This window comes from Bradyrhizobium sp. 63_E2_N1_3, assembly GCF_052076005.1.
Taxonomy (GTDB): domain Bacteria; phylum Pseudomonadota; class Alphaproteobacteria; order Rhizobiales; family Xanthobacteraceae; genus Bradyrhizobium; species Bradyrhizobium barranii.
Genome location: NZ_CP197235.1, coordinates 4,117,560 through 4,142,602 on the forward strand (window position 1 = coordinate 4,117,560; position 25,043 = coordinate 4,142,602).

The following is a 25,043-nucleotide window of genomic DNA, read 5'->3' on the forward strand; positions in this document are numbered from 1 at the left end:
CGGCGTCCGAGAGCAATGAGCGGCGTCGCTTGTCGTCGCTCCCACGGCTAACCAGTTGCGGACCTCAAGGGAACATGGGTTGAACCCCGCAGTTGCTCCCCGGCCAATGGAGAAGGAAAGATGTCCAAGAAATCGCTCGCTGGAATCGCGAAGGAAATGGCCGGCATCGACATCGCCATTCTTTCGACCCACACAGAAAACGGTGAGATCGCAAATCGACCCATGAGTAACAACGGCGACGTGGCTTACGACGGCACGTCTTATTACTTCACTTACGAAAAGACGCGGACAGTTTTCTGACATCCAACGGAATCCTAATGTCGCGCTCGGATTCTCATCCGTGGCCGGTCTATTCGCCGAAGGGATCTATGTGGCCGTCGAAGGGACTGCCGAACTGATCCGCGACAAGGCCGTCTTTCATCAGCACTGGACAAGTGATCTCGACAAATGGTTCGAAAATGGCGTGGATACGCCAGGCATTGTCCTGATCAAGGTCAGAGCCAACCGCGCGACCTATTGGAAAGGTCGCGAAGAAGGTGAGGTTGGAATCTGACTGAAGATTCAACCGGGGCGAAACCCTAGTGGGGCCAGCTCTTTCGATGATTTTTCCGCAATCGCGAGACCGGCGCTATCACGATTGTACAGTCACCCAATCTCATTCTGTGGATTGTGATCGTGGCCGGCCTTTTGCTCTGGGTATGGCCATCAGCAGGCAAAGCAAACTTGGATCTGACGATCGCGGTCAACGGTGGCCTCGTTCTCTGGACGGTGGATGAAATCGTCCGTGGCGTCAATCCTTGGCGGCGCTCTCTCGGTGCAGTCGTTCTTCTCTACGAATTCACGACCCTTTTAAACGACGGTAAAGATTCCGCACGCGGGAGTGGGAGCCCAGATGTCGCCGCGGGCTTGCATTGTAACGGCGCCAGCAGGGCTCCCGACGCGGTAGCGGTAGGCAATCGAGGGTCGTTCGCAGATGGCACCACCGACGCGGATCGAATTGACGCCCGAGGAGCTCCGAGAACGCAGACGTCTGCGACGCGAAAAGCAGCGCGAGGACAATATCAAGCGTGCCGCAAAGATGCACGCTGCTCGCCTCAAGACAAAAACTGACCGTCCAAAGGATCCGCCGCGGCACAGACAGTTTGTGCACGTCGGATGCTCCGGCTGGCGTTATTGGAAATGGCGGGACTCATTCTATGCAGACGTGCCGCAAACCGAGTGGTTTAATCATTATTTAACGCGTTTCGACACTGTCGAAATCAATGCATCCTTTTACTCGTGGCCGACAGTCGCCGGTGTTCAATCCTGGCGGCGGCAGCCCGGGAGGAAGAAGTTCATCTACACCGTCAAAGTCTCCGAACTCATCACCCACGTGAAACGATTCAAAGCGACAAAGACGCTCATCCGGGATTTTGGAATGATCGCCGACATTCTGGGTGACCGGATGGGCTGCTTTCTGTTTCAAATGCCGCCGAGCTATCGTTACACCAAGACCCGGCTTAATGACATTGTCAGCCAGCTGGATCCCGAGCGTCGCAACGTCGTGGAGTTTCGGCACGCGAGTTGGTGGAATGAAGAGGTCTATGAGGCTTTTCGTATCGCGGGGATTATCTTCTGCTCCTGCAGCGGGCCACGCTTGCCGGACGAACTCGTTCGGACGAGCGATGAACTCTACATCCGCCTGCACGGCCCAAAGCGATGGTATCGTCACGATTATTCCAAGAGCGAGCTGGAGATCTGGGCCAAAAGGATCAAGGCGAGCGGTGCGAAGCGGGCCTGGGTCTATTTCAACAATGACAACGACGCGCACGCTCCCAAGAACGCGACAACCTTCAGGCGCATACTGGCCGTTGTGCTCAAGGTCTGACACGTAGAATTGGAACTCTGCCTGACATGGGAACGTTCTCACGTGTTTGGAGAACATATGACCAGCAAATCGCTCTGGATGGATATTGACGTCGCACCTGATGCGCGCGTGCTCGATGGCGCGCAGGAGTGCGACGTCGCCGTGATTGGCTCCGGGATCGCCGGGATATCAACGGCGTATGAGCTTTGCCAGCGCGGCAAGTCCGTCATTGTCATCGACCGCGGCCGCATTTGCGGTGGCATGACGTCGAGGACGTCGGCTCACCTTGCTCCTTTGTGCGACGATCTCGTCAGCGAAATGACGAAGATCAGGGGGCACGAGGCGACAAAGCTCTTTTGCGACAGCCAGGCGGCTGCCATCGACCGCATCGAGGAAATCCAGAAGATAGAGAAGATCGACTGCGACTTTCGCAGGCTTGACGGCTATCTCTTTCAGGGGCGGGACATGCCGTCCGATATCATCGACCAGGAAATGGATGCGGTCCGCGAGGTCGGAGCTCCCGTCCACCGGCTGATGGGCGTGTCCCTCAAAGGGTGCGAGGGCCGCCACGTTCTGCGCTATCCCCGGCAAGCGACTTTTCATCCCCTCAAATACCTGGCCGGGGTGGCAAAGGCCTGCAGTGAGAATGGCGTGACCTTTTTCCGAGACAGTCCGGTCGTCGAAGTGACTGAAGACAATGGTGTCGTGACGGTTAAAGCCGCGCGCGGCGCCATTCGCGCCAAACATGCCGTTGTCGCAACCAACTCTTCCATCTCCGACCGCTTTGCCATCCACACGAAGACGGCTCCCTATCGGACCTATGTTATCACCTTCGAGATCAAGCGCGGTGCGATACCTGACGCGCTCTACTGGGACACTGAAGATCCCTACCATTATGTCCGCCTGCAGCCCGGTCCCGCCAATACCGACTATGTGCTGGTGGGAGGCGAAGATCACAAAAGCGGAGAGGCAGACGACGCTGATGAGCGTTTTGACAGACTGGAAGCCTGGGCCCGCAGCCTGGTTTCCGGCCTCGGCAAAGAGACGCATCGCTGGTCCGGGCAGGTGCTCGATACAATCGATTATGCCGGCTTCATCGGACGGGATTCCGGCGGCAAGAATATCTACGTCGCGATGGGCGATTCCGGGCAAGGCCTGACGCACGGTGTCGCCGGCGCGATGCTGAATACGAGCCTCGTTTTTGGTGAGGATCACCCCTGGAAAGACATCTACGAGCCGGGCCGGGTTCCTCTTAAGGCCGCGAAGAACTTTGTGACTGAGAACATTACCGCATTTAAAAGCTTTGCTGAGTATGCGGCGCCTGGCGAGATTAACTCACTGGACGATCTCAAGCTTGGCAAAGGCGCGGTCGTGCGGCGTGGACTGAAAAAACTTGCAGCCTTTAGAGACGAGGCAGGTGCGCTGCACCTGAGGTCGGCGAGTTGCACGCATGTGGGTTGTCACCTGCATTGGAACAGCTTTGAGACGTGTTGGGACTGCCCCTGTCATGGATCGATGTTCGATGTCGACGGACAGCCAATCAACGCTCCTGCCATCGGGCCTCTCGCTCGTGTGGAAGACTGAGCGGCGTGAAAAAGCGCCGCATCGCAATCGAGGCCATGGAGGCCCGTTCGGTCGACGCCATTCCGATCGGCGAGCTATGGCTGTACGAACCGAAATGGGATGGCTTCCGTTGCCTTCTGGTGCGGGAGGGCGAGCAAGTCGACATCCATTCGTAGTCCGGGCAGAACCTCAACCGGTACTTTCCCGAAGTCATGGCCGGCGCGCTTGCGGTCCGCGAAAAAAGCTTTGTCCTCGATGGCGAGATCGTCGTTCCGACCGGCGGTCGACTCTCATTCGATGATTTGTTGCAGCGCATTCACCCTGCTGCAAGCCGCGTGAAGAAATTGGTGGCAGAGAGCCCGGCCTGTTCCTCGCGTTCGACCTCTTGCTGAAAGGCGGAAGCGATCTGGCGGGTGAGCCTCTCGCCAAGCGGCGATCACTTCTGGAGAATTTCGCCGCTCGTTTCTTCTCGAAGGCAAACCTGTTTCGCCTTTCGCCGGCCAGCTCGAAGCTGAGGGATGCCCAACGTTGGCTCCCGTCGGCGGGCGGTGGAAGCGATGGCGTCATCGCGAAGCGCCTCGACCTTCCATACCAGGCCGGCAATCGAGAGGGTATGCAAAAGATTAAGCGTTATCGTAGTGCGGACTGTGTCATCGGCGGCTTTCGCTACGGCGAAAACCGTCTGGCGGGCCGGCAGGTCGTCGGGTCGATTCTTCTCGGGCTCTACGATGACGACGGGTTGCTGCACCACGTTGGATTCTCGTCGGGGATTAAAGCAAAGGACAAGCCGGCTTTGACCGACAAGCTCGAAGCCGTCAAGCAAGCTCAGAGCTTTACAGGAAATGCCCCTGGCGGTCCCAGTCGCTGGTCGACGAAGCGATCGCCAGAATGGCAGCCGGTCAAGCCGAAATATGTGGTCGAAGTGTCCTACGATCATTTCACCTGCGGTCGCTTCCGTCACGGGACTTCGATCATCAGGTGGCGACCGGACAAAAAGCCTTCTCAATGCGCGTTCGAACAGGCGAGGCAAAGAGCCGATCGCGCCCTCTTATCCAGGCTCGGGATTGGTGGACGTTTGTCTCGGTAAAGAGGTTGCGCACCGTTACTCCGGAATGAGCGGGCGCTACCGTTGGCATAATGCGCTCGCGAGCAACGCGCGATCCGGCTTGTTGACGTTGTCGCCGGACATTTTTGGATTGCGAGCACTACGGCGGTCCTCCCCTTGGCGCAGTTCATCAGGGCGATCTCGCCTTGTCCTGGCTCTTATCGGTGATGAGAACGCCATTAGCGCTCCCGCCTTCCTCAGGAATGGAGCAGCGCTATGCAGCACCGTTGCCGTTTCAAGCAAATTATGTCCCTTGAGGAACGCCTTGCAGAAGAGGCAAGGCGTCTTCGTGAGAAGGCTCAGTCGCTCCCACCCGTATCGAACGGGAGCGCACAATCCGCAAGGCCAGGCAAGCCGAGACCGGCGCGCATATGAGCTAGTGGTTGAGGTCGCCCGGTCTGGCACCACCGGAATGATTGGATGTCGCGCCTACATCCTAGGCCCGGATGGCCATAGTTAGCGGCTTGTCGATCCCTTGAAGAGGCCAAGGAGCAGACCGAAAGGCTAGTGGACGACTATGACATGCCACCTGAAACGCAGAATTTGCGATCTCAAAGCCAAAGAGTAAGGCGCTGTCATTTACTCTGCCGATACTGGACTCGCGGACGACTCATGCCGTGCACTCGACGTATCGATCGGTGGAATAATCCGGAGATGCGTTAGGCGGTGACCGAGACAGTCACGCCCATGCTCAAGAAGCCATCGCTTGGGCCAAAGAAGCTTCCTGATACGGGCATGCACTGGCTGATATCGCGGGCAACTGCGACGGGGATCAGATTTCGACCACCGACGCTGCGATTCGTCGGGTCGAAGGTGACCCAGCCCGCGCCTGGTAGGAACACCTCGGCCCAAGCATGGGTCGAGCCAGCATCGCCCGAACCTAGGAGCTGATGGCTCGGGTCGTGGAGGTAGCCGGAGACGAGCCGCGTGCCGAAGCCGAGCTTTCGCGCGGATTCGGCGAACAAGACTGCAAAGTCGCGGCACGATCCCCACCCACGGTCGAGTGACTCCTGGGGAGATTGCGTGCCCTCGATTTCACGGCTTTGGTACCGAACGTGCTGGGCGACTCCGGCGTTCAGGTCTTTGAGCAGTGAAAGCGTATCGGTTGGGTTGCTACGTATAAACCCTCTCGTCCAGTTTTGCAGTTGCCCGCCCGGATCAGGGTATTGGGCAATAGTTAATGCGCCGAGGTCGGTCCATTCTTCGTCGGAGTAGCGGAACGGGTATGAAATGGCCGAGGCAGCGATATCGAATACCGGCCAATCGACTGCATCGAGAAGAATATCGGCTTCACTGCCAATAACGAGCGTCGGGGCTGTGTCTGGAAAGTTGATCAGGGCGACAGTGTTGCCAAACACATCCTGGGCCCACTTGGTCACAGCGTCCGGCGTGATCGTCAAGATGTGTGACATCAGCCGCAATTCGCGGCTTTCGCGAGGGCGTAGCATTAGGCGGTGTGGAGAGAGTTGTACTGGCTCTCTAAAACGATAGGTGGTCGTATGGCGGATTCGTATCGCCGTCATCTCGGCCTCCGTTTGTCAGGCCCATGGATTCTACAGCGGCCTCGCGACCTGAGACCCCGTATCTTGCAGCAGAAAACGATGGCCGCGAGCGTGGCGCTAATCACGTTCGCGCCGACGATCATCCAATCGAATAACACCGTAGACGATCCAAAACCCGAGACCGAGGGTCAGCGCCCAGAGCATGAAGAGCGAGAGATCTTCCGTGGACCCGCTTGGCCACGCCTCGCGGACCTGCGGCACATAGGAAAGCGACGCGAGTACGGGTATGCCGACTAGATAGCAATCAAACCCGGCCATCGAGGACGTTCGGGCGACCCACGTGCCAAGTGCCATGCATCCGATTAAGTCATACGGCCAACCAGGCCAACTAGGCGTTAGGCGCGGCCTTTGTGGGCTGCGTGCTACTCACCGGGTCAGAAGCCGGAAAGCTGTCTTTCAAGCCTCTCTCAAGTTCATCGTCTTGCTTCTTATCACGGCGCATTTCCTGCTTGGGATCGGCGGCGTGTTTGTCAGTCGGCGCCGGATTGAACTTTTCACTCATGTGATTGTCTTTCTAAATCGAAACGCAGCGCTGCATGGAGAGCCGGGAAGGGCCGTCCGAAGGGCGGGCGCTTCCCGATCCTTACAGGGTGGTTCAGGCTGCTTCCGCGTTGACTGCCGTCTCAGCAAGCTTTGTCAGCGCATCGTCGGTCTTCTTCTCTTCGGCCAACGTCTGATCCAACAACTTGACCGCATCCTTCATACCAAGCTTCGTGGCCCAGCTCTTAAGCGTCCCGTACCTGGATATCTCATAATGCTCGACCGCTTGAGCGGCAGCCAAGAGCCCGGCATCAAGTGCCGGCTCACCCTTGTACTCGTCCATGATCTCGGTGCCCTCATCGAGAATGCCTTCGATTGCGTCACACTTCTTTCCGCGCGCCGGCTTTTCGAGAAGCTCGAAGATCTGTTCGAGGCGAACGATTTGACCTTCGGTCTCATCGTGATGTTTTTCAAATGCCGCCCGAAGTTGATCGGAATTGGCGGCCTTCGCCATCTTCGGCAGAGCCTTATAGATCTGTTTTTCGGCGTAGTAGATATCCTTGAGCGTATCGAGGAAAAGCGCATTTAGATCTTTGTCGGCCATTGGAACGCTCCATAAAAGGATTGATGCACGGCAACATGAGGTTGAGACGATTGTTCCTAGCCAAAAGCAGCCCGGCCGATTCTGGCTTCAGCGAGCCGCCCTACGTCGCAAGAACTGCAAAGATGTTGACGATGGGGCCGCTTGCCCTCTGATGCGCAAGCGGGATGCAGGTTGGCGGGTTGTCGAAGGCGCTACGCATCTCTCGCCCATGCTCGGCAAACGGATCGTTGCGCAACTCAGAGAAAACTAGGGTCAGGCGCACGACGAATTCTTGTTGTTGCGCCTTCTGACGCAAATCGTCGATGAGATCATGTGCGCCCTGACGTGCGAGAAGCTCGCCCGACTTGTCCGGGATATCGGCCTCACGGCAGAGCTTCGTCTCACTGTTCGTCAGTCATGGTCGTGATGGGCATTCCAGGTCATGCTGTATTATGTCCCAACGGCCTTCCCGTGCAGGCCAGTCCAGGATTGAAAAGCCAATATACCGAGCCTGACCTTGACTGAGCATTGTCTCTAACGCTCAGGATCGGGAAACTGAAGCAAGCCACCAGTCGCCGATCGCTCGCGTCAGAGCGATCCAAAGGCTCGAGGGGAGATCAGGCACGGCGATGCGGACGCTGTAACGGTCGGTCGTCAGGTCGTGAAACCATTCGGTCGCGGCAAAATCAAAGCCGAAACTTCCAGCGTGACGGATCGGAAAGCCGATTTCGCTTAGCTCCTCGCTCATGGCTGCGGCCGCCTGCCGGGCTGCCGCTTCGTCGAGAGGTTCGCGAGATCCCAAAGTGACGTATAGTCCGTGAACGGGCTGCAACTGCGACGGCACGCCTCGCAGCCTCAAGGCGAAATGCCGGGAGGAGAAACGACCGTTACGAAGGATCGAGGCCATACGCCTTCTCGTCAGGTGACGGTAAGAGGATGTGCCTACGAATGGCGGAAAGTGCGCGGGTAAGGCTGCGTTGCCTAGGAGCCTTATGGCGTTGCGCGTTTCCGCCATAAGCTCTTCGAGGCATGATGGAGGTATCCGCTGAGTCGCGAAATCGCTGCGGATCAACGTAATGGAACCTAGCCGCCCGTACTCCGCACCCAACGAATCCAACTTATTGTGACTCCGGACCAGGATCAGCGGAACGCCCCGGCGCCTCGACCACCTGACCACCTGCTCAATACGTCCCGAACTTCCGGTGAAACATGTTGTGTCGAAGATGATGAGGTCGAAATGCAGCTTTCCGCAATTGACGACATCGCCGAAATCGCGTGACGCGATGCATGAATCCAGCAGCAGGACTCTGCGAGAGACATTGTCCGTCGAGAAACTCTCGATCGACCCGATTACCAAGTGCAATTGCTGCGCATAGCCGTCGATCAGTTCTAATGTTTCCCCGTAAGAGCCTGGCAGCGCAACGACCTCCCCACCTTTCATCGACTTGGAGAGTGCGAGGAGTAGCGAAGAAATCGCCCCCATTCCCGAAGCCGTGTAGATCGTTTGTCGAACGTGGCGCTTATCGAGCGCATAGAATGACGGTCCTTCTACGGCCAGGTCAGCGCGTTGATAGTCGTATCGAAACTTAAAGGGCCCGCTGAATGGACGCGCGCTGCCGGCCCATGCGGTCTCGGTGGCGTCCCACTCCTGCATCTCATGCGCGGCTCTGAGAGCTGCGGTTAGCTGAAATTTGCGACGAATGACGTCGTCGACCGAACCAGGACGATCCAGTGATAGCGGTGCAGCCAGGCAGCTGTTCAAAAGCTTCAGTTCTTCCAGCTTGCGATCGAAATACGCGTCTGTGCTCTCCATCATAATCCTGCTCGGATAGCCGACAGTCGTCAGGCTCCGAAAGGCTTCATCACAACTTTGATGCAACCGTCCTTCTTGTCCCGGAAGGTCTTGTAGAGTTCCGGCCCTCCTCGAGTGTTGCCCGATGGGTGATGACGAAGGATGGATCGATTTCGCCTTTCTGGATGCGCTCCATAAGCTTCGGCATGTAATGCTGGACGGGGGTCTGGGCCATCCGGAAGGTGAGGCCGCGATTGATGGCGCTGCCCATAGGAATCTTGTCCAGATACCCGCCATAGACGCCGACGATCGAAACCGTGCCGAAATTTCGGCAGCACTCGATCGCCTGTCGAAGAACATGCGGCCTGTCCGTTCCCATGAAGGTCGCGACCTTGATCCGGTCGATCACAGAGCCAATGCTGGCAGTGGTTTCAGGCTCGGTGCCGACGGCGTCGATGCAGGCATCCGCGCCGCGCCCGCCGGTCAACTCCTGGATGCGATCGTAGATGTCGTCGCTCTGGAAATCGAGTGTGATTGCACCCGATTGTCTGGCGAGTGCCAACCGTTCAGGAACGGTATCGATCGCTAGCACGCGTTCCGCCCCCAACAAAAACGCGCTCTTGATAGCGAACTGCCCGACAGGACCGCATCCCCAGACAGCCACTGTTTCGCCGCCCTTTATGTTGCAGAACTCGGCGGCCATGTAGCCGGTCGGAAAGATGTCCGACAGGAACAGCACCTGTTCATCGGTGAGACCTTCCGGGACCTTGTAAGGTCCGACATCGGAGTAGGGCACGCGCAGGTACTCCGCCTGACCGCCGGCAAAACCGCCGAGCATGTGCGAATAGCCGAACAAGCCGGCCGGAGAATGCCCCCACATCTTCTCGGCCATCTTGGCGTTGGGGTTGGACCGCTCGCATCCGGAGTAGAAGCCGTTCTTGCAGAAGAAGCATTCACCACAGGAGATCGTGAAGGGCACCACGACGCGGTCGCCGACCTTGAGCTTGGTATTGCCTTTGCCGACGTCGACGACCTCGCCCATCGTCTCGTGGCCCACCACGTCCCCTTCTTCCATGCTCGGCATGACGCCGTCGAGCAGATGCAGGTCCGAACCGCAGATCGCGCAGGCAGTCACCTTGATGATGGCGTCGCGTCCATGCTCGATCTTGGGATCCGGCACGGTCTCGCACCGGATGTCGCCTTTGCCGTGCCAGGTGAGAGCTTTCATGTAGGGAACTCCGAGCGAATGATGACGGCTAAGCTTGATTGCGTCTCGAAGTTCCTATCGGGTTAGGAACGGCGGCCGCCTAGCGCGATTGGAAAGGCAACTTGGGAGATAGCGGAGAGCCGAGGTGGACAGGCAATTGGCAATCGTGACCGGCGCATCGACGGGGATCGGTTACGAGTTTGCGCGCATATGCCCGCCCGAAGGGTATGACCTTCTGATTGCCGCAGACGAGGTGGATATTGAAAAGGCGGCCGCCGACCTGCGTCGTGAGCCTGGCGCGGAGGTCGTCGAGGCGCTCCACCTCGACCCCGCCAAGCAGGAAGGCGTCGACAAGCTCCACGCGGCCGTCAGGGGCCGTCCGATCGCCGTGCTCACGGCGAATGCCGGGCGTGGACTTGGGCATCCGTTTCTCGATCAGGACCTCGCCCGCATTCGCGATGTCATCGGCACGAATGTGACCTGGACGACTTGTCTGCTGCATCAGCTCGGAAACGACATGCGCCAGCGCAATCAGGGTCGCATTTTGATCATGGGCTCGATTGCCGGCTTTACGCCCGGCAGCTTCCAGGCCGTGTACAACGCGTCGAAGGCCTATCTGAATTCGCTGTCGTTTGCGCTTCGCGAGGAGCTTCGCGATACTGAAATCAGCGTGACCTGCCTCATGCCGAGCGCGACCGAGACCGAGTTTTTGAAGCGCGCCGACATGCTCGACACCAAGGTGGGCTCAGGGGAGAAAGACGATCCCGCCATGGTCGCGCGCCAGGGCTTCGTCGCCATGATGAAAGGAGAGGGCGATGTTGTCACCGGCGTCAAGAACAAGATCCAGTCTGCAGTGGCAAACGTGACGCCTGCGGAGACGCTCGCGAAACAGCATCGCAAAATGGCGGAACCCGGCTCCGCCAAGCACTAGCCGGCAAACAGGAGGAAATTGTCATGCTCACGAAATCAATGCTGGTTGGCGCCGTCTTGGCCGTCAGCTCAACTATCGCCTTCGGCGGCCCCTGCAATACAGCCAACCGCGATGCCGGCTCTGGGCCGGTCACGACGGGCCAAGCGAGTACGACCACGGGAACCGCCTCGCCAAGCGCCAAGGAGCATTCGCCAACTTCAGCCATGAACAAGGCGAGCGAGAACACCGCGACCTCGTCGCAGGACGCCCAGCGCCAGATGCAAAGCCAGCCGACGGCAGCTGAACAGTCGAAGGCGACTACCGGCACCCGCGACAACGATTGCTAGGCGGGAAAAACTCCTAGGTCGAGCGCGAGAGGTCGGTGTCACCGGCTTCTCGCACTCTGTCTAGGCCGAGGAGTCATAGTATTCCACCTTCGGCGTATCGGCGCACGACCCGCTACGAAGGACTGGATCTCGACGTCGAGGGCGGCCCGAGCCTTTATCCGACGGCCAAGCTTTCGATCCTTCAGAGGCCGCAACCCGTCGGGCCAACCAGCCGCCGGCGCCGCGCCGAAAGGCGGTCGCCCCGGTCCGACGTGAGCAACACCCGCAGCTCCACACTGTCCTCGTGTCGGACGATGTCCAAGTCCTCGATCTCGGACGGCGCGGCAAGAATTCCCTCCGTCAGGCTGAACCCAAGGGCGAGATCGATGTGATCGGCAGGTGTCGCCATCACGACGGCAAGCGTCGTTCCGTTGTACGCTACGGTTACGGGGGTCTCTTCAGCAAGTGTGCGGGCAGTACGTCGCCACCCTGGTCGCGACAATCGGCGCCGACCACCGCGTGCATTCGTCTGGCACCTCGACTGCGAGCCCTGCGACGATCCTCCCTCAACGAAGAATCGACGTCGCAATGGCGCGATGGTTCCTGGGCGGACGCCATGCAGGTATGTGGGACTTGTCGCGCGAGACACCGTCGGCGACCGGTTCGAGAGCCGGTCATCAAGCCCGCAGATTGTCCGTCATCCCCGGGGGGACCCACTCTGTTCGACACACTCGGCCAGCAACTCGGCTTCCGCCTTGTACCAGAAGGTGTCCATCTCCCCTGCGGGTTCGCCAGCCTGCCAAAGATGATAGGCCCTGTTGCAAATGTCTTCCGCACTCAATCCCGCCATTGCACGCACCGTTCGTTGTCGTTGGCACGGCTGCAGCGGACGACAGGTTCCAAGGCTGCCGGCCGAGAACATCGTCTCGCAGTTAACGGTCGTGGAACGGGTCCGACACGCTCACGTTGGCTGACATGTCACTTGCCGATATCAGAGGCTGGCTAATCAAAATCGGCGTGGCGACGTCGCGGCCTGCGGCATTCGTTGTATTCCTGGCCTACGGGGCTTGCTGGCTCGTGCTGGGAAGCGGACTGGAATGGCATTCGATCGCCACGCTCGCAACCTGGGGAATGACCCTTCTCATCCAGCGCGCCGAGCATCGCGATACTCAGGCCATTCATGCCAAACTCGACGAGCTCCTGAAGGCTGTCGGGGATGCCGATGCCGATCTAATGGATGTCGACAAGAAGGACGCCGAGGAAGAACGCGCTCACGTCAAGGCTTCTTGAGGTTTCGCGTCGAGAGGCCGAACGCACAAGCTCCAACGGTGCGGAAATCAACACTGTTAAGCAAATCGATTCTGTCAGGCTGCAGTGCGCCGCTAGCGCTTGAGCCGCACCGACTTGGGAGGAGTAGGCGGCTTCGGCCTCGACTTCCGGCGGTAGGCTGCGTTCGCGTGCCTAGGAACAGAACCGATGCGTCAGAGTTCGAGCTGTCTAACCCTTATCACGGAGTTGCAAAATGACCCGCGGAATGCCGTCCATGACTGCGCTTTTAGGACTGCTCGCCATTGCCGGATATCAGAATCGAGACAAGCTGGCGGAGTTGCTAAAGGGCCCGGGAGCGGGGTCGTTAGAACCCCCTAGTTCTCAACAGCCGCTTGGTGGGCTGCTCCGCAATCTTACGGGCATGCTCAGCGGGGCCGGAGTCAGCGGACTGCTTCAAGGAGGGATGGGCGAGCTGCTGGAGAAATTCAATCAGAATGGCCGCGGTGACGTAGCTCAGTCCTGGATCAGCACAGGGCCCAATAAGGACATTTCGCCTCCGCAGCTGAGGGAAGCAATAGGCCCAGACGTGTTGGAGAAGCTTGAACTGGAGACCGGGCTTTCTCAAGAGGAGATTCTCGCAAGGTTATCCCGGGAGCTCCCCTCAGCAGTCGACAAGTATACGCCGGAGGGACGCCTACCCAGTTCATAGTCTTGAACTGCCGCCACGTCGCTTTTGAGAGGAATGAGGAATGAGCATTCTTTGGACCATCGTTATTGGCTTCATCGCCGGGGTGATAGCCAAGTTCATCATGCCGGGGGACAACGAACCAGCCGGGTTCATCCTAACGACCATCCTCGGGATCGTTGGTGCCTTCGTTGCGACTTACCTTGGGCAAGCCCTTGGCTGGTATCATCCTGGCGAAGGCTCAGGGTTGATAGGCGCCGTGGTCGGCGCGGTAATAGTGCTATTTGTCTATGGCTTGGTGGTCGGCAGACAACGGCGCGCAATCTGAGAGGACAGCTCAGGGGTGCCAATCTTGGCGAACTCCGTTCACTCCCGCAACTTTAGCCCGGCTGGGGGGACCTTACTTTGGCGGTGGCTGCCTCGGCGGCATCCTTGCCGGCTTGCTTTACCCTATCCAAGGCTTCGGCACCTTTGTCGCCGACTTCTGCGATCACTGTATCTGAGGCTTCGCGCAAGGCCTGCGATACCGCGCCGGCACGACGATTAAGGTCGGCCTTCATTTCGTCGGCGACTTTGCCGATATATTCGTTCTCGATTTCGGAAGCGCGAAACGCGCCTGCGACTGCTGCACCGATCGCCATGCCCACAACCCCCAGCACCAGCGGTTGTCGTTCAAGCAACTCAGTTAGTGAGGATTGCGCACTGGTGAACGTTTCCTTATCTGAAAGCGCATTGCCGAGCTTGCCAAAGTTCTCCTGCAAGAAGGCGACGCCCTCGTCGAACCGATCCTGAACGCTGTCGACAGCTCCTGAGAATGCATCGGAAGCCGCAGCGGTGGCGCCGGGCAAAGTTTCTCCGACGCCCAGCGATCCCTCGTCGTCCATCTCAGGTGCCGTTGGAGGCGCCACAGTCTGCTTAACAGCCGACGCTGCCGACCTGAGAGTACTCGTCCCAGCACCGGCCACGGGCGAAACTGCATTCACAGCCGAGCGGGTCGCGGTCTTCAGCTTCTGGTCGCCAGCCAACAGCCAAAGCGCTCCACCTCCGATAAGCGCAGCGGCAAGGGGGTTTTCCCGGGCCGCCGTCACCAAATTGTCGATAAAACCGCTCTTTGTATTGCTCATTGCACCATTCCTTTCATGGTGTCCTTATCCTTTTCAAGCTGGCCGATCGTTTCTCGAGGTGCCAGATTGCGCACATCAAGCCGGTTGATGCCGACTGCAAAGAACAAGGCCGCGATTACCGCCGCTATGAACGCCGATGTCAGATACGATACCGGTTGCGACCATCCTGCGGCGATCAACGCCGCGGACAGGGCAAACAGTGCCATGACGATCGCCGGAACCACCAGAACGGCACCACCTGCAATCAAACCTAGCGCGCCACCGAGTTTCTGAAGCTTGTCGCCAACTTCCGCCTTGGCCAGGTCCATTTCGTTCTGGAAGAGCTTGGCGAACTGCGACATGGTATCGCCCAGCAGCGTCGAGATGACCCGAAACTCGCCCTGGCTGGTTTTGATATCGTGCTCGATGCTCATGGTACGGCGCTGCCCTGTGAGGATGATGTCTGTTGCGAACTCGGACCGGGCGGCGCGGAACTCGCCGAGAACGGCGGGGCACCGGACTTCTGAACGGCTTCCGACGACGATTTATTCACTGTGCCGCTCCGCTTCGATGATGAGGATTGCTCGCCGGACGCTTTTAAAAAGCGGAGCGCTGCGAAGCCTGCCAGCACGGATATTCCGAGAAAGGCCGCGGGCTGACGCTTGGCGAAATCAGTTGCGCCTTCGACGAGATCCCGGAAGCTCCCGTCGCGGATCTTCTGAGCGGCTTCTTCGACATAGTCGGCAGCAGAACCGATGCCGCGTGCAGCGAACGGTACGTCGCTCTCGAATGCTCGGCCGGCTTCTCGCATGTTGCCTGCGAGGCGTTCAACGAAATCTGCGCCCGACCGCTGCTGCTCGCGGGCTTGGCTTTGGATCTGGTCCACAGTCCCTTCCGTCACCCCTTTGGCTGCATCCGCCGCTTCACTGAACTTGTCCCGCGCGAGATCGGCCGTTGCTTGCAAGGCATCGCCAGCGCGCTGCTTCATCTCTGCGCCGGCCTCACCGATCTGTTCCTTCAGATCCTTCGAGGGGCCCCGGTCCCGGTTTGGTGCGAACTGCGTGATGTTGTTCGGGTCCACATCGCTCATGATGGTTTCCTTCAGGTGTTGGTGTTTTGAGAGGAGCTAAAGGCGGCTTCGACGACGTCGTCCGCAGCCTCTTTCAGAGTGTCCGCCACGTTCCGCGTCATACGACTGGCGTGGGTGCCGAGATCGGCCTCTGCGACCTTTTGCGCCGCCGCGTCGGCTGCAGACGTGGTCGCCTCTTTCGCCGCCTCGAATCCGGATTGCGCCGCAGCGGCCGCAGCCTGCTTCACGCCATCGCTCGCCCGACCGATCACCTTGCCTTCAGCCTTGGTCTCGGGAAGAGCCGCCGCGATGATGGCGCCGATCGCGATGCCCAGGCCTCCGATGAGAGCAGCGTTGTCGCCGATGGTCTGACGGGCCTGGTCAGGCGTGTTCGCCGCCGCGTCCTTGGCTGCGTCGATGCCCCTCTTGAGTTCTTCACCTGCGAAACTGGCAGCCTTTGTTGCGCCTGTTCGCAGGTCATCCGCAAGGCCGGCGGCCCGATCTCGTGCGTCTCCAGCCATGCCAGCGGCTCGGCTTCGAGCAGAGGATAGCTTTTCCGTCGCGTCGCCCTGCATGGCACGGGCACCCTCCGCCAACTCCTCGAGCATTTCCCCCGCTCTATCCATTACCGGACCGGACGCGTCCGCAGCGCGATCACGCACTGTCTTCGAGGTCAGGGCAAGTCCGGCGCCGATCATCAGAAGTGGCAACGGGACACCTCGCGCCAATCGCAGCAGCGGAATTCCTACTGCAGCGCCCGCGGCCACTGCGCGCATGGGATTGTCCATGATCTGCTGTTTGAGCCCTTCAATCCAGCTGTGGGTCTTGTGGCTGACGTATTCGGAGACTTCGGATTTAATGTGCTGCGGCGAGACCTTGTGGCGGATGTCCTCGGCGGTGTCCGATATCTGGTCCCTTAGTCGCCCTACCGTAGCTGCCAGCTCTGCGCGGCTGCGTTCGGACTCATGCCTCAACTCCTCCACTGATCGCGCCATCGCTTCACCCTCTTGCTTTATTTCTTGTGCTTCATTTCTTGGATCTAAGGACGAACACACGCTTTGTTGAATCGTTCCTAGCTGAGCAAGGATGACGTGCCGCCGGCCAAACTCTCCGCTGCGCGCAAGACTTTGGTGGTGAAGAAAACAACCTCGGAGCAGCGGTGGCGTGCCGACAGGAGAGCTCGGGGAATGTCGCGTCCGATCGTAGGATCTCGCAGGACTCGCGCTTGCGCGGGCGGGCACAAGCGATCCGATACGATCGGCGGCACTGCCTGCCTTATTAAAGTTATCGCAGCTCAAATCGAGACATTCTGCCGCGGCTTGCGGAGATGCCTTCGAGCAAATTCGCTTCCCACCTAAGCCAGGAGCCTTGTGGTTGTTACCGGGCATACGCCCGGTACCGCGAGGAGCGCGGGCTCTGGACCGGTTTCGAGTTCAACGAACGACGTCCTGGCCGCGAGGTCGCGATCGAGACTGGGCCTTTTCAGGCGGGCATTGTCGCGGTCGGCATTCTTAACGCCGCGCTCGTCGCTTGGTTGATCTTGGAGCTATGAGGCCACCTTAGTTGGCGGCCGCTTCGCATTGGCGACGCTGCTCGACGCCGGCGAGTACATCGCCACGCTGCCAAAGAAAGAATACGCCGTACCGGAGTGGCAAGCGGTTATGTGCGGAAGCGAACAGTGCTGATTGCCGATTTTCCTAGGCTTACGCCGCTTGGCCTTCCCGAAGGTCCGAACATCTCCACGGCCCCGGCTTGTCATCCGTGAAGTTAATCCAGGGCACCACACATTTGTTAGAGCCTGCGATCAACCCCGGGGCGGAGAATATCCGCCGGCGCTCGGCCCTGAGCCGGTGCGTCGTGGCGGTCCCGGCGTCTCCTTCCACTCCAGCCCGGAGGCGCTTGGGGCCGCTCACACCGTAGATAGGCACCTCAGTGTCGCCGACCGTCCTTGTCGACCTCGACCCGAAAGCCTTCCGGCATACGCGGCACTTCACCTTCACCAGCAACGTTGCAGGCCGGGCAGGGCGCGCCAGCGCCGCCACAGGTGCAGGCGCGTGGGCCGTCCCAGGGGAGGCTCGGGTGGTTCTCGCAAACCCAGCCTAGATCGTCACAGTTGACGCACGTCGTGGTCGTGGCACCAACGGCCATGGGCTTTTCCTTGCTGGGCGTCAGGCGACCCCGCGCAAGGGCAGCGCCAGCTGTACGTCGAAGCGCCTTGTGGCGTGAAGGCTTGTAGTGCAGACGAGACCTCAGCGTCGGTGTCGGTTGCGCGCTGGGCCAGTGCGTCGGCGACCTCGGTAGTCGCATCCCGCGACCACCCCTCGACCGCATTGAAGGATACAATTCGGACCGGATAGGCGTACTGGCCGGACAGGAGATTTTGCAGGATCGTCTCGAGGTCAGTGTCAGCCTCATCCGTCTCGCGCCAGGCGCAACCGGCGCGCGCGCCGAAGTCTTCAAGCACCAGATAGATGTCGCGGTCGAGACGGTCGGCCGGCACGATCGAGGGCGAGGAACGCATACGCTACTCCGATACAACAACGGCGGAGAGACGGCCCCGGCTGGCAGGGGCTTAGGGGTTTAAGGCCGGGGCCGCTCCGCCAGCTCTGCCGGCGAGCAAGCGATGACTCAAAATTCCCCCGCGCTCGTCGTTCCTTTGGGACCATCATTCCAAAAATGGGCACTGGCTTGTGTCCGACCTTAGGCGCTGGCCGTACTTCAATGTCCGAAGCTGATCTTTGACGGGCCCTAAGCATGGTATATGCAAGCCAGCGGGGAAAGGCGCTCTATCACTCGCGCCGGCACAAGGGAGGGTGAGCCAGTGATCAACATTGCTGAGTGCCGAGAACATGCTGACCTCTACAAGAGACTTTCTGGCGCGAGCGGCATTTCCAAGGATCGCTCCGACGTCCTGAAAAACATTGCTCGAACTTATGTGGGGTTGGCTGGTCAACTGGATAGACTGGCGTCCCTCACGAGGAACGAACAGAGGTAGGGGTGATGGCCTGCTTCCGGCCTCAGTGGCCTAGTTTGATTTGGGGATGGATGGCCTGCTTTACGAAAAGAACAATTTGAGGTCGGCGTCGTTCTGGTCTGATGAGACGGTATTACTTTGACATCAGAGAGGGTGACGAGATTTTCCCGGATGAGGAAGGTCTGGAGCTCTCAACCATAGAGAAGGTGCAGGAAGAGGCGGCGCGCTCGCTGGCCGATATGGCCCGAGATGCCGTCGGCACCCTAGGGACCAGTGGCCGACAGATGTCGATTGAAGTCCGGGACGACATCGGTCCGGTGCTCCACCTCAAATTCACATTCGCGGTCGAACGGCGCAGGCATTGAGGCCGCCTCCGTTGGCGGGCTGTGTTCCTTCTGTCGGGAACCCGAGTTCTGGTTTATGGTCCCGAGATCACCGCCCAGTCCGAGGCGTCCATCGGTGACTGAGAGTGCTTCATGCTCCCGCCCTATATGCGAGCGGAAGCATGTGTGAAAAGTGCACTCTGTACGACGATAAGATCGCCCGATATCGACGATTGTCACTCGGGATCAACGACCGGCAAACACTGGACGAAATTGCAATCCTGATCGCACAGGCGACGGAAGCGAAGGCCGCCAATCACCCCCCCGCCCCGAAAGAGTAGGGCCGCCTAAGTTTGGCGGCTTCGGTCATTGACCTCTTCAGCCTGCGCCGCCGCTAACAAGCGTTTCTGAACTCACTCGAAGCATGCCGGGCTTTCACCTTAACAAAAGAAACCACGGCAGAATACTCAACATGCGCAAAGGGGCCGGCTGTGACCAATCCAAGTGAGACACGAGGGCATGAACGCCGGCTGGCGGACTTCATTCGGCAAAACCACGCCGCTATCGTCAAGGAATGGATCGATTTCGCGCGAACTATATCGCCGGCCAGCGACAAGATGACGAAGCTAGCTTTGCAAGATCATGTCGTGGATATTCTCGGGTTTATTGCAGACGACCTCGAATCTGCGCAGACTGCGCGAGAGAGGTTTGATAAATCGCGCGGCGTGGGCCCTCCAGAAAATCCGTTTTCCGAGAGCGCGGCTGAGGTTCATGCCGCTCTTCGCCTTGCCGATGGTTTTGACATCGACCAGATGGTCTCCGAATACCGGGCGCTTCGCGCAAGTGTTGTGAAGCAATGGGTGGCTCATCATCAAGGGCTGGCTGCAACCGATGTTGAAGACCTCACGCGATTCAATGAAGCGATTGATCAGGCTGTCACGGAGTCGGTAGCTCACTACACTAAGACGATTAATGACTCCCGCAATTTGTTCTTGGGCGTGCTGGGTCATGATTTGCGCAACCCCATAGGCGCGGTTTCGATGGGTGCTCAGTGGATGGAGCGATCCGGAATAACAAATCCGAAACAGGCAAAGGTGGTTTCGGAGATTAGGACGGCGGCCGGCCGGGCGACACAAATTTTAAATGACTTACTCGATCTCACGCGCTCGTCCTTCGGTACTGAAATCCCAGTTGTAAAGACCAAAATCGACATGGTGGCGCTCTGTCAGGAGATTGCAGATGAGCTACGCGCCATCCACACGGATCGTGATTTTGAGGTCACGCACGACGGAGATCCTACGTGCTCGTGTGACGCTGCGCGCCTGGGACAGGTGCTGTCGAACCTGATGGGCAACGCCACCCAATATGGCGACCGAGAGCAGCCCATCACTGTGAGGATCGTAGGCAACGACCCCGACACCGTCACAATAGCCGTGCACAACATGGGTTCACCAATCCCCACGGACACACAAAAATTAGTATTTCACTCTTGGATGCGCGGCCAGGACGTCAGCGATGAGTCTGAGCACAGTACACATCTGGGCCTCGGTCTCTATATCGCGAAATTAATCGTCGAAGCCCACGGCGGCGAAATTTCTGTCGCCTCTAACGAACAAACGGGAACGACATTCTCCCTCCGACTTCCGCGCAGTTGAACTCGCAGGAGCAGGGCTACGCACTTCAAGGCTGTCCTTGGGCGGAGAGCCGGCCCCGGCTTCAGGGGTCGAGGGGGTAGGCCGGGGCCGCTCCGCCAGCTCGGCGGCGAGCCAGCGACGACTCAAACATTCGCCGCCCTTGCGGTTCCTCTGAACGGTCCCCCTGAAAAAGGGGAGCTGTCCGTGGTTAAGCTCCGGTGTCCTAAGTTGATTTTGGGGGTGTCCTAATTCGATAGATGAACAAAATCGACAGCTTGGCCGTCTAACTTTGAGGACGGTCATTGGGGACCGCCCATCCAGCGCGAATGCGGAATGATGATGTGCGACAAGTGCAAGGAACTGGACGGAAAGATCGAGCGCTACCGTCGTCATGCGACTCGAATAAACGATCAGTTAGCACATGACGGGATCAAAAAGCTCATTGAGGAGATGCAAGTCCAAAGGGCTGCGCTTCATCCCGAGCAAAAGAAGTAAGGCCGCCTCAGTTGGCGATCTCCTCGCCGCCGGTTCACGCTGGCGGGCCTCGGAGGTGAGCAATATTGACCATCACGGGGAACAAAGATGTGCCACCCTCCACCTTATCACCGCGCGGCCCTGGCTTTCATCGGTGATGAGAACGCCATTAGCGCTCCCGCCTCCTCTAGATAGGAGCAGCGCCATGCGTCGGCATTTCACGCAAACCCAATCCCTTGAAGAACGTCTCGCCGAAGAGGCGAAGCGCCTGCATGAACAAGCCGAATTGCTTCCGCATGGCAATCTGCGCGAAGCCGTCGAAAGGAAAGCACGGCAGGCTGAAACCGGCTCGCACATCAGCGAGTGGCTGCGGTCCCCCGGTCTAAGAGTCCCCACCTGAAGTTAAGGCCTCCCAGTTGGAGGCCTCTTCGTATGCGCAGTTCGCGCTGGCGGGCCCTGGACCCCAAGCACAAGGCCCTAAAGTTTCCCGCGGCCCAGTCTCGAGAGGGCCCACGGGCTTCCGCTTAGTTAGGGGTCTACAGCCTCAACGGACGGTTGAAGCTCTCACGAAATTTACGGTGCGGGCGATAAAGCGAGCGTAGGGTAGTGAACAGCCCCGCGGGGTTGGCTTCCCCGACGCCGCCCGGTTAGGCCCGGCGCTAGACTTACGGCTGGTGTCGGGCCGTCTGAGTTGGCGGTCTCGTCCACTTAGGAACCCGTTCCACAGAGTGTCGTTCAATACGCATGCCTAGAGAGATCGCCATAGCACTGTGGTCCCTGGCCGCCGCCTGCGTTGTGGCGTTCAGCATGGCTGCAATCGTCGCTCCTCACTGGTCGTAAAAGAGGGCGTTGGGTCACCAGCTTGCGGCCGTCCACCTCGATCGGCTCCTCGAAAAGCCGCCCCCAGCCCTTGGTCATTGCGTGTTTCGGTACCCCATGATTGCGAGCTGCGGGTTGCCACGTTCAAAATCCGGCCGAACCTCGGCGCCGCGATTACCGCAACCCCGGCAGACGAACCGCGGCTCGAGATCGGAGAGCCTTACACTGTCAGGCCAGCGGTCGGCGTCCAGAGCAATGTGATGGCCGCAATGGCAATAGATCAGCACGCCGCGAACGCCCATCTCCCGCATCTCGCCGATGGTGATCTTGCGCGGTCGACCGTCGGCATGCGTAGGCATGTGGCGTCTGGCGGGGCGAGGCATGCCTCGATCAAACCGGCATCGCATGCACCTTGCAAATTATCGATTCCTAGCGGCTCGGAACGAGCATGAGCCACCGCGGGTCGTGGGTGTGGAAAAGCTAAGGAGCGTCGATCACTCAGAGAGCGCGAGCAGTGCGCCGCCTATGTCGGAGGGCATACAGACCCGATTGCCGAATCTTCCTAGACCTTAGTAGACCTTGGCGCCCACATTACCGCCAAGGCTTCCAACGGCTCCGGCATCTAGTTGTGCTGGGGCCGTTTTTTGCGACCTGTAACAACGCTCGCGATATACTGCCTGTCGTGGGTGTGGACATCGCCCGCCGTTTCACACCGGCGCCTTCTAAAGGGCGCCGTGGTGTTCGGGTTCCATTTCTAAGCGCTGCTAAAGAGTTGCTTGATTTTCCCGTTTTGCTTAGCCTTACTTACGGGAAGCTTACGGATCGTCACTTCTCATCAGTCGATCGTTGACGTGATCATTGCCTCACATCGCGGAGGGCACGTGGACCGAGAGCTAAGGGAATTCCGTAGACTAGAGCGAATTTGCCGTGAACATGCAGCGATAGCTTCCATGGAGCTTGAGCGCGTCGGCCTTTTGAAGGTCGCCGAAGATTGCCGTCGGGCGGCTGCGTCGATCGAGAACCGTCAGAAAGACCCCCTAAAGGCCTGAGGGATATGACGGCCTCGACCTTGGAGAAGGCGAAGTTCTGCCTCCCCGGTCTGGGCCGGGAAGCTCTCGAAGAGATGGCTACAAAACTATCGAAATGAGTCGTCCGTGAAGAATGCGGATTGATCTGAGAAATAAGCAGAATTTGTCTTGATGTAGTATTCGATTTTGCAGGAAAGCGGGGTGTTGGACCTCGCTTTCTTGCGTTTTAGGATTTTGCTTTTGGGCGATTCGTGATTCCCTGACGGCGTCGTCGACATTGGGGAATGCGATGAGCAAGCCGAGGGATGATCGCCAGAAAGACCTGTTGCTTCCGGCGCTTGATCAGATCATCGACATGGGTCATCCGCTGGTGCGGTTGGCAGCGCTGATCGACTGGAACATCCTGAATGAGCGCTTCAGTTCAGTGTGCCAAGCAGGGTCGGGCCAGCCGGGCTTGCCGACGCGGCTAGTCGCCGGCCTGTTCATTTTGAAGCACATGCACAACCTGTCAGATGAGGTGCTGTGCGCTCGCTGGATCGAGAACCCCTATTACCAATACTTCTGCGGCGAATTGAGCTTCTGCCACCGTCTGCCGTTCGATCGATCGTCGATGACACGCTGGCGGCAGCGGCTCGGCGAGGAACAGCTCGTCGCCCTGATCCAGGAAAGTCTTTCAGTGGCGCACAAGACCGGCGCCATCGGTCCCAAGGACCTGGAACGGGTGGTCGTCGATACCACAGTGCAGCCCAAGGCGGTTGCACATCCGACCGACGCGCGGCTGCTGCATCGAGCAATCACCAAGCTGGTCGGGCTCGCCAAGTGCAACCGTGTGCCGCTACGCCAGAGCTATCTGCGCCTGGCCAAGCGCGCCGCCATCATGACCGGCCGCTATACCCACGCCCACCAGTTCAAACGCGCCCGGCGGCAGCTCAAGTTCCTGCGGACACGGCTTGGCCGGATCATCCGCGACATCCGCCGCAAGATTGATGGCGATACGGTGCTGGAAGCTCGCTTCGGCCCGTTGCTCGGTTTAGCGCAGCAGGTGCGCAGCCAGGATCAGCATCAGCGCGGTCCGAAGGTCTATGCGTTACATGCTCCGGAGGTTGAGTGCATCGGCAAAGGTAAAGCCCGCGCGCCCTACGAGTTCGGCTGCAAGGTCAGCATCGCCACCCCTGTGACGTCTCCGAAGGGCGGCCAGTTCGTGCTCCATGCCAAGGCCCTGCATGGCAATCCCTTCGATGGGCACACGCTCGGTCCCGTAATCGCCGACATGGAGAAGCTCACCGGGGTGGAGACTCGCCGTATCCACGTCGACAAAGGATATCGCGGTCACAACCACCCGCATCGGTTCAGGGTCTGGATCTCGGGTCAGGTCCGCCGCGTCACAGCTTCCATCCGTCGCGAGATGAAGCGTCGCGCGGCTGTCGAGCCTGTCATCGGCCACGTCAAGGCCGAGCACCGCATGGACAGAAATTATCTCAAGGGACGCCTCGGCGACCGCATCAACGCTGTTCTCGCCGCCGCCGGCTATAACTTCGGTCTGCTGCTGCGATGGCTCGCAGAGCTCTTGCGTGTCATCATCCGAGCCTTCTTCGAGACCGTCCCGGCTCGAAACACCGCTTGAGCCGGGCGCCGCCGCCAGTTCTTCACGAACGACAAATGAAGCTCAACGGCTTGAGGGCGAGGAGCGATAGGGCTCACGCCTTTGCAGGAACCTTCTCAGGTTTGATATCATTTGGCGACTCGGACAGCAGCCAAACTTCTCAACCGGCTTCTCCTGCGTGCCAACCCTTCTCTGTAGGTTGATAACGCTCTCCGTATTTCACCAGCCAGCCGCCTTCAACCATCTTCTCTGCCAAAGCCTTCGAGCATGCCGGCTGGTTGCTGCCGGGGTAATACAGGCCGTCTCTGCGCTCGACCATAAAGCCGTAGACGCGCACCAGGCGAAGGGCGTTCAGCATGCCGGGAATGAGAACTACGGTCGTGCTCGTCATTGCTCTCCAAGCAACGCCACCACCGAACGTTCCCGAAGCCACTCGTTAAAACCTGCGTCAAAACCTGGCGGCGCGGAACGAGCTCGAGCTACTGCCCGTCGTGGTGTGGAAAAGGTGTCGCTTAGGTCTGCCTAGCGTTGGAATCGCTTAGGCTGCCTACGGCGACGGAATCCAGCTGGGACTGGACAGTTGCACCCGAGGGCGGCGCGGCTTAGATCCCGCGCGCTCTCGGGCAAGAGATATGAAGTAGCGGAGATTAAGACTTGGGCTGGGAACGTCCGGATGCTGCCCGGCTTG

The 25,043-nt window shown here is 59.2% G+C and carries 26 protein-coding genes and 3 pseudogenes; 14 read left to right on the forward strand and 15 right to left on the reverse strand.

Annotation, left to right across the window (positions count from 1 at the left end; genetic code table 11):
• The first annotated feature begins 120 nt into the window (after positions 1-120).
• The 5 genes and pseudogenes from AB7531_RS19520 to AB7531_RS19540 all read left to right on the forward strand — a co-directional run bounded on the left by AB7531_RS19520 (position 121) and on the right by AB7531_RS19540 (position 4,496).
• Positions 121-300: a hypothetical protein gene (locus AB7531_RS19520; RefSeq protein WP_441280036.1), complete on the forward strand. Its 180-nt coding sequence runs from the start codon at positions 121-123 to the stop codon at positions 298-300.
• 1 nt (position 301) lies between these two features.
• Entirely contained in the window at positions 302-553 is a 252-nt protein-coding gene (locus tag AB7531_RS19525) for a pyridoxamine 5'-phosphate oxidase family protein (protein ID WP_441280294.1), read from the forward strand.
• Positions 554-973: 420 nt separating this feature from the next.
• Positions 974-1,867 carry a DUF72 domain-containing protein gene (locus AB7531_RS19530; protein WP_063982885.1) on the forward strand — a complete coding sequence of 298 codons (894 nt, stop codon included), beginning with the start codon at positions 974-976 and terminating at the stop codon, positions 1,865-1,867.
• A 57-nt stretch (positions 1,868-1,924) separates the two neighbouring features.
• Positions 1,925-3,430, forward strand: a complete 1,506-nt coding sequence (locus AB7531_RS19535; protein ID WP_231142108.1) for an FAD-dependent oxidoreductase — start codon at positions 1,925-1,927, stop codon at positions 3,428-3,430.
• Between the two features lie 35 nt (positions 3,431-3,465).
• A pseudogene (locus tag AB7531_RS19540) lies at positions 3,466-4,496 on the forward strand (ATP-dependent DNA ligase).
• A 677-nt stretch (positions 4,497-5,173) separates the two neighbouring features.
• Here AB7531_RS19540 and AB7531_RS19545 read toward each other — a convergent pair.
• From AB7531_RS19545 to AB7531_RS19570, 6 genes and pseudogenes are all read right to left on the reverse strand, one after another.
• Entirely contained in the window at positions 5,174-6,037 is an 864-nt protein-coding gene (locus AB7531_RS19545) for a transglutaminase family protein (RefSeq protein WP_063982887.1), read from the reverse strand.
• Between the two features lie 96 nt (positions 6,038-6,133).
• Positions 6,134-6,370 carry a PQ-loop domain-containing transporter gene (locus AB7531_RS19550; protein ID WP_371494812.1) on the reverse strand — a complete coding sequence of 79 codons (237 nt, stop codon included), beginning with the start codon at positions 6,368-6,370 and terminating at the stop codon, positions 6,134-6,136.
• A 34-nt stretch (positions 6,371-6,404) separates the two neighbouring features.
• Positions 6,405-6,578, reverse strand: a complete 174-nt coding sequence (locus AB7531_RS19555; RefSeq protein WP_187387680.1) for a hypothetical protein — start codon at positions 6,576-6,578, stop codon at positions 6,405-6,407.
• 93 nt (positions 6,579-6,671) lie between these two features.
• Positions 6,672-7,160, reverse strand: a complete 489-nt coding sequence (locus tag AB7531_RS19560; RefSeq protein ID WP_038935021.1) for a YciE/YciF ferroxidase family protein — start codon at positions 7,158-7,160, stop codon at positions 6,672-6,674.
• A 520-nt stretch (positions 7,161-7,680) separates the two neighbouring features.
• Positions 7,681-8,955, reverse strand: coding sequence for a hypothetical protein (locus tag AB7531_RS19565; RefSeq protein WP_354102943.1), 1,275 nt, complete (start codon positions 8,953-8,955; stop codon positions 7,681-7,683).
• A 26-nt stretch (positions 8,956-8,981) separates the two neighbouring features.
• Positions 8,982-10,159 (reverse strand): annotated as a pseudogene (locus tag AB7531_RS19570) (zinc-dependent alcohol dehydrogenase).
• A 136-nt stretch (positions 10,160-10,295) separates the two neighbouring features.
• Here AB7531_RS19570 and AB7531_RS19575 point away from each other — a divergent pair.
• Positions 10,296-11,069 (forward strand): SDR family NAD(P)-dependent oxidoreductase, encoded by a 774-nt coding sequence (locus AB7531_RS19575; protein ID WP_441280037.1) that lies wholly within the window; start codon positions 10,296-10,298, stop codon positions 11,067-11,069.
• Between the two features lie 23 nt (positions 11,070-11,092).
• Complete coding sequence (locus AB7531_RS19580; RefSeq protein WP_063982891.1) at positions 11,093-11,395, forward strand: hypothetical protein; 303 nt, start codon at positions 11,093-11,095, stop codon at positions 11,393-11,395.
• Positions 11,396-11,576: 181 nt separating this feature from the next.
• On the opposite strand, the gene AB7531_RS19585 is transcribed toward AB7531_RS19580, so the two are convergent.
• Complete coding sequence (locus AB7531_RS19585) at positions 11,577-12,023, reverse strand: formate dehydrogenase accessory sulfurtransferase FdhD (protein ID WP_256376403.1); 447 nt, start codon at positions 12,021-12,023, stop codon at positions 11,577-11,579.
• A 48-nt stretch (positions 12,024-12,071) separates the two neighbouring features.
• The gene (locus tag AB7531_RS19590) at positions 12,072-12,296 is read right to left on the reverse strand and encodes a DUF2934 domain-containing protein (protein WP_354122454.1); all 225 of its coding nucleotides are present in this window, start codon (positions 12,294-12,296) and stop codon (positions 12,072-12,074) included.
• A gap of 53 nt (positions 12,297-12,349) precedes the next feature.
• Here AB7531_RS19590 and AB7531_RS19595 point away from each other — a divergent pair, with 53 nt between their 5' ends.
• From AB7531_RS19595 to AB7531_RS19605, 3 genes are all read left to right on the forward strand, one after another.
• Positions 12,350-12,664 carry a low affinity iron permease family protein gene (locus AB7531_RS19595; protein ID WP_063982893.1) on the forward strand — a complete coding sequence of 105 codons (315 nt, stop codon included), beginning with the start codon at positions 12,350-12,352 and terminating at the stop codon, positions 12,662-12,664.
• Between the two features lie 232 nt (positions 12,665-12,896).
• Positions 12,897-13,352, forward strand: a complete 456-nt coding sequence (locus AB7531_RS19600) for a YidB family protein (RefSeq protein WP_063982894.1) — start codon at positions 12,897-12,899, stop codon at positions 13,350-13,352.
• A 40-nt stretch (positions 13,353-13,392) separates the two neighbouring features.
• Complete coding sequence (locus AB7531_RS19605; protein WP_063982895.1) at positions 13,393-13,656, forward strand: GlsB/YeaQ/YmgE family stress response membrane protein; 264 nt, start codon at positions 13,393-13,395, stop codon at positions 13,654-13,656.
• 52 nt (positions 13,657-13,708) lie between these two features.
• Here AB7531_RS19605 and AB7531_RS19610 read toward each other — a convergent pair whose 3' ends face one another.
• The 5 genes and pseudogenes from AB7531_RS19610 to AB7531_RS19630 all read right to left on the reverse strand — a co-directional run bounded on the left by AB7531_RS19610 (position 13,709) and on the right by AB7531_RS19630 (position 18,021).
• Positions 13,709-14,452: a hypothetical protein gene (locus tag AB7531_RS19610; RefSeq protein WP_354102939.1), complete on the reverse strand. Its 744-nt coding sequence runs from the start codon at positions 14,450-14,452 to the stop codon at positions 13,709-13,711.
• Positions 14,449-14,865 (reverse strand): phage holin family protein, encoded by a 417-nt coding sequence (locus AB7531_RS19615; RefSeq protein ID WP_441280038.1) that lies wholly within the window; start codon positions 14,863-14,865, stop codon positions 14,449-14,451. The genes AB7531_RS19610 and AB7531_RS19615 overlap by 4 nt, the downstream gene beginning before the upstream one ends.
• Positions 14,862-15,521 carry a hypothetical protein gene (locus AB7531_RS19620; RefSeq protein WP_441280039.1) on the reverse strand — a complete coding sequence of 220 codons (660 nt, stop codon included), beginning with the start codon at positions 15,519-15,521 and terminating at the stop codon, positions 14,862-14,864. The genes AB7531_RS19615 and AB7531_RS19620 overlap by 4 nt, the downstream gene beginning before the upstream one ends.
• Positions 15,522-15,532: 11 nt before the next feature.
• Positions 15,533-16,495, reverse strand: coding sequence for a DUF3618 domain-containing protein (locus AB7531_RS19625; protein ID WP_441280040.1), 963 nt, complete (start codon positions 16,493-16,495; stop codon positions 15,533-15,535).
• A 1,173-nt stretch (positions 16,496-17,668) separates the two neighbouring features.
• Positions 17,669-18,021 (reverse strand): annotated as a pseudogene (locus tag AB7531_RS19630) (hypothetical protein).
• Positions 18,022-18,596: 575 nt separating this feature from the next.
• Between AB7531_RS19630 and AB7531_RS19635 the strand changes: the two are divergent.
• The 3 genes from AB7531_RS19635 to AB7531_RS19645 all read left to right on the forward strand — a co-directional run bounded on the left by AB7531_RS19635 (position 18,597) and on the right by AB7531_RS19645 (position 21,305).
• On the forward strand, positions 18,597-18,839 hold the full coding sequence (locus AB7531_RS19635) for a DUF6894 family protein (protein WP_135217204.1): 243 nt from the start codon (positions 18,597-18,599) through the stop codon (positions 18,837-18,839).
• A gap of 449 nt (positions 18,840-19,288) precedes the next feature.
• Positions 19,289-20,452, forward strand: a complete 1,164-nt coding sequence (locus AB7531_RS19640; protein WP_063982901.1) for a sensor histidine kinase — start codon at positions 19,289-19,291, stop codon at positions 20,450-20,452.
• 658 nt (positions 20,453-21,110) lie between these two features.
• The gene (locus AB7531_RS19645) at positions 21,111-21,305 is read left to right on the forward strand and encodes a hypothetical protein (RefSeq protein WP_084795114.1); all 195 of its coding nucleotides are present in this window, start codon (positions 21,111-21,113) and stop codon (positions 21,303-21,305) included.
• A 514-nt stretch (positions 21,306-21,819) separates the two neighbouring features.
• Here the strand turns inward: AB7531_RS19645 and AB7531_RS19650 are convergent.
• A complete protein-coding gene (locus tag AB7531_RS19650) occupies positions 21,820-22,107 on the reverse strand; it encodes a hypothetical protein (RefSeq protein WP_135217207.1) in 288 nt (95 codons plus the stop codon).
• Positions 22,108-23,041: 934 nt separating this feature from the next.
• On the opposite strand from AB7531_RS19650, the gene AB7531_RS19655 reads away from it, so the two are divergent.
• The gene (locus tag AB7531_RS19655; RefSeq protein WP_063982113.1) at positions 23,042-24,376 is read left to right on the forward strand and encodes an IS5 family transposase; all 1,335 of its coding nucleotides are present in this window, start codon (positions 23,042-23,044) and stop codon (positions 24,374-24,376) included.
• A gap of 139 nt (positions 24,377-24,515) precedes the next feature.
• Here the strand turns inward: AB7531_RS19655 and AB7531_RS19660 are convergent, their stop codons facing one another.
• Positions 24,516-24,746, reverse strand: a complete 231-nt coding sequence (locus AB7531_RS19660; protein WP_135217208.1) for a hypothetical protein — start codon at positions 24,744-24,746, stop codon at positions 24,516-24,518.
• Positions 24,747-25,043: the final 297 nt, after the last annotated feature.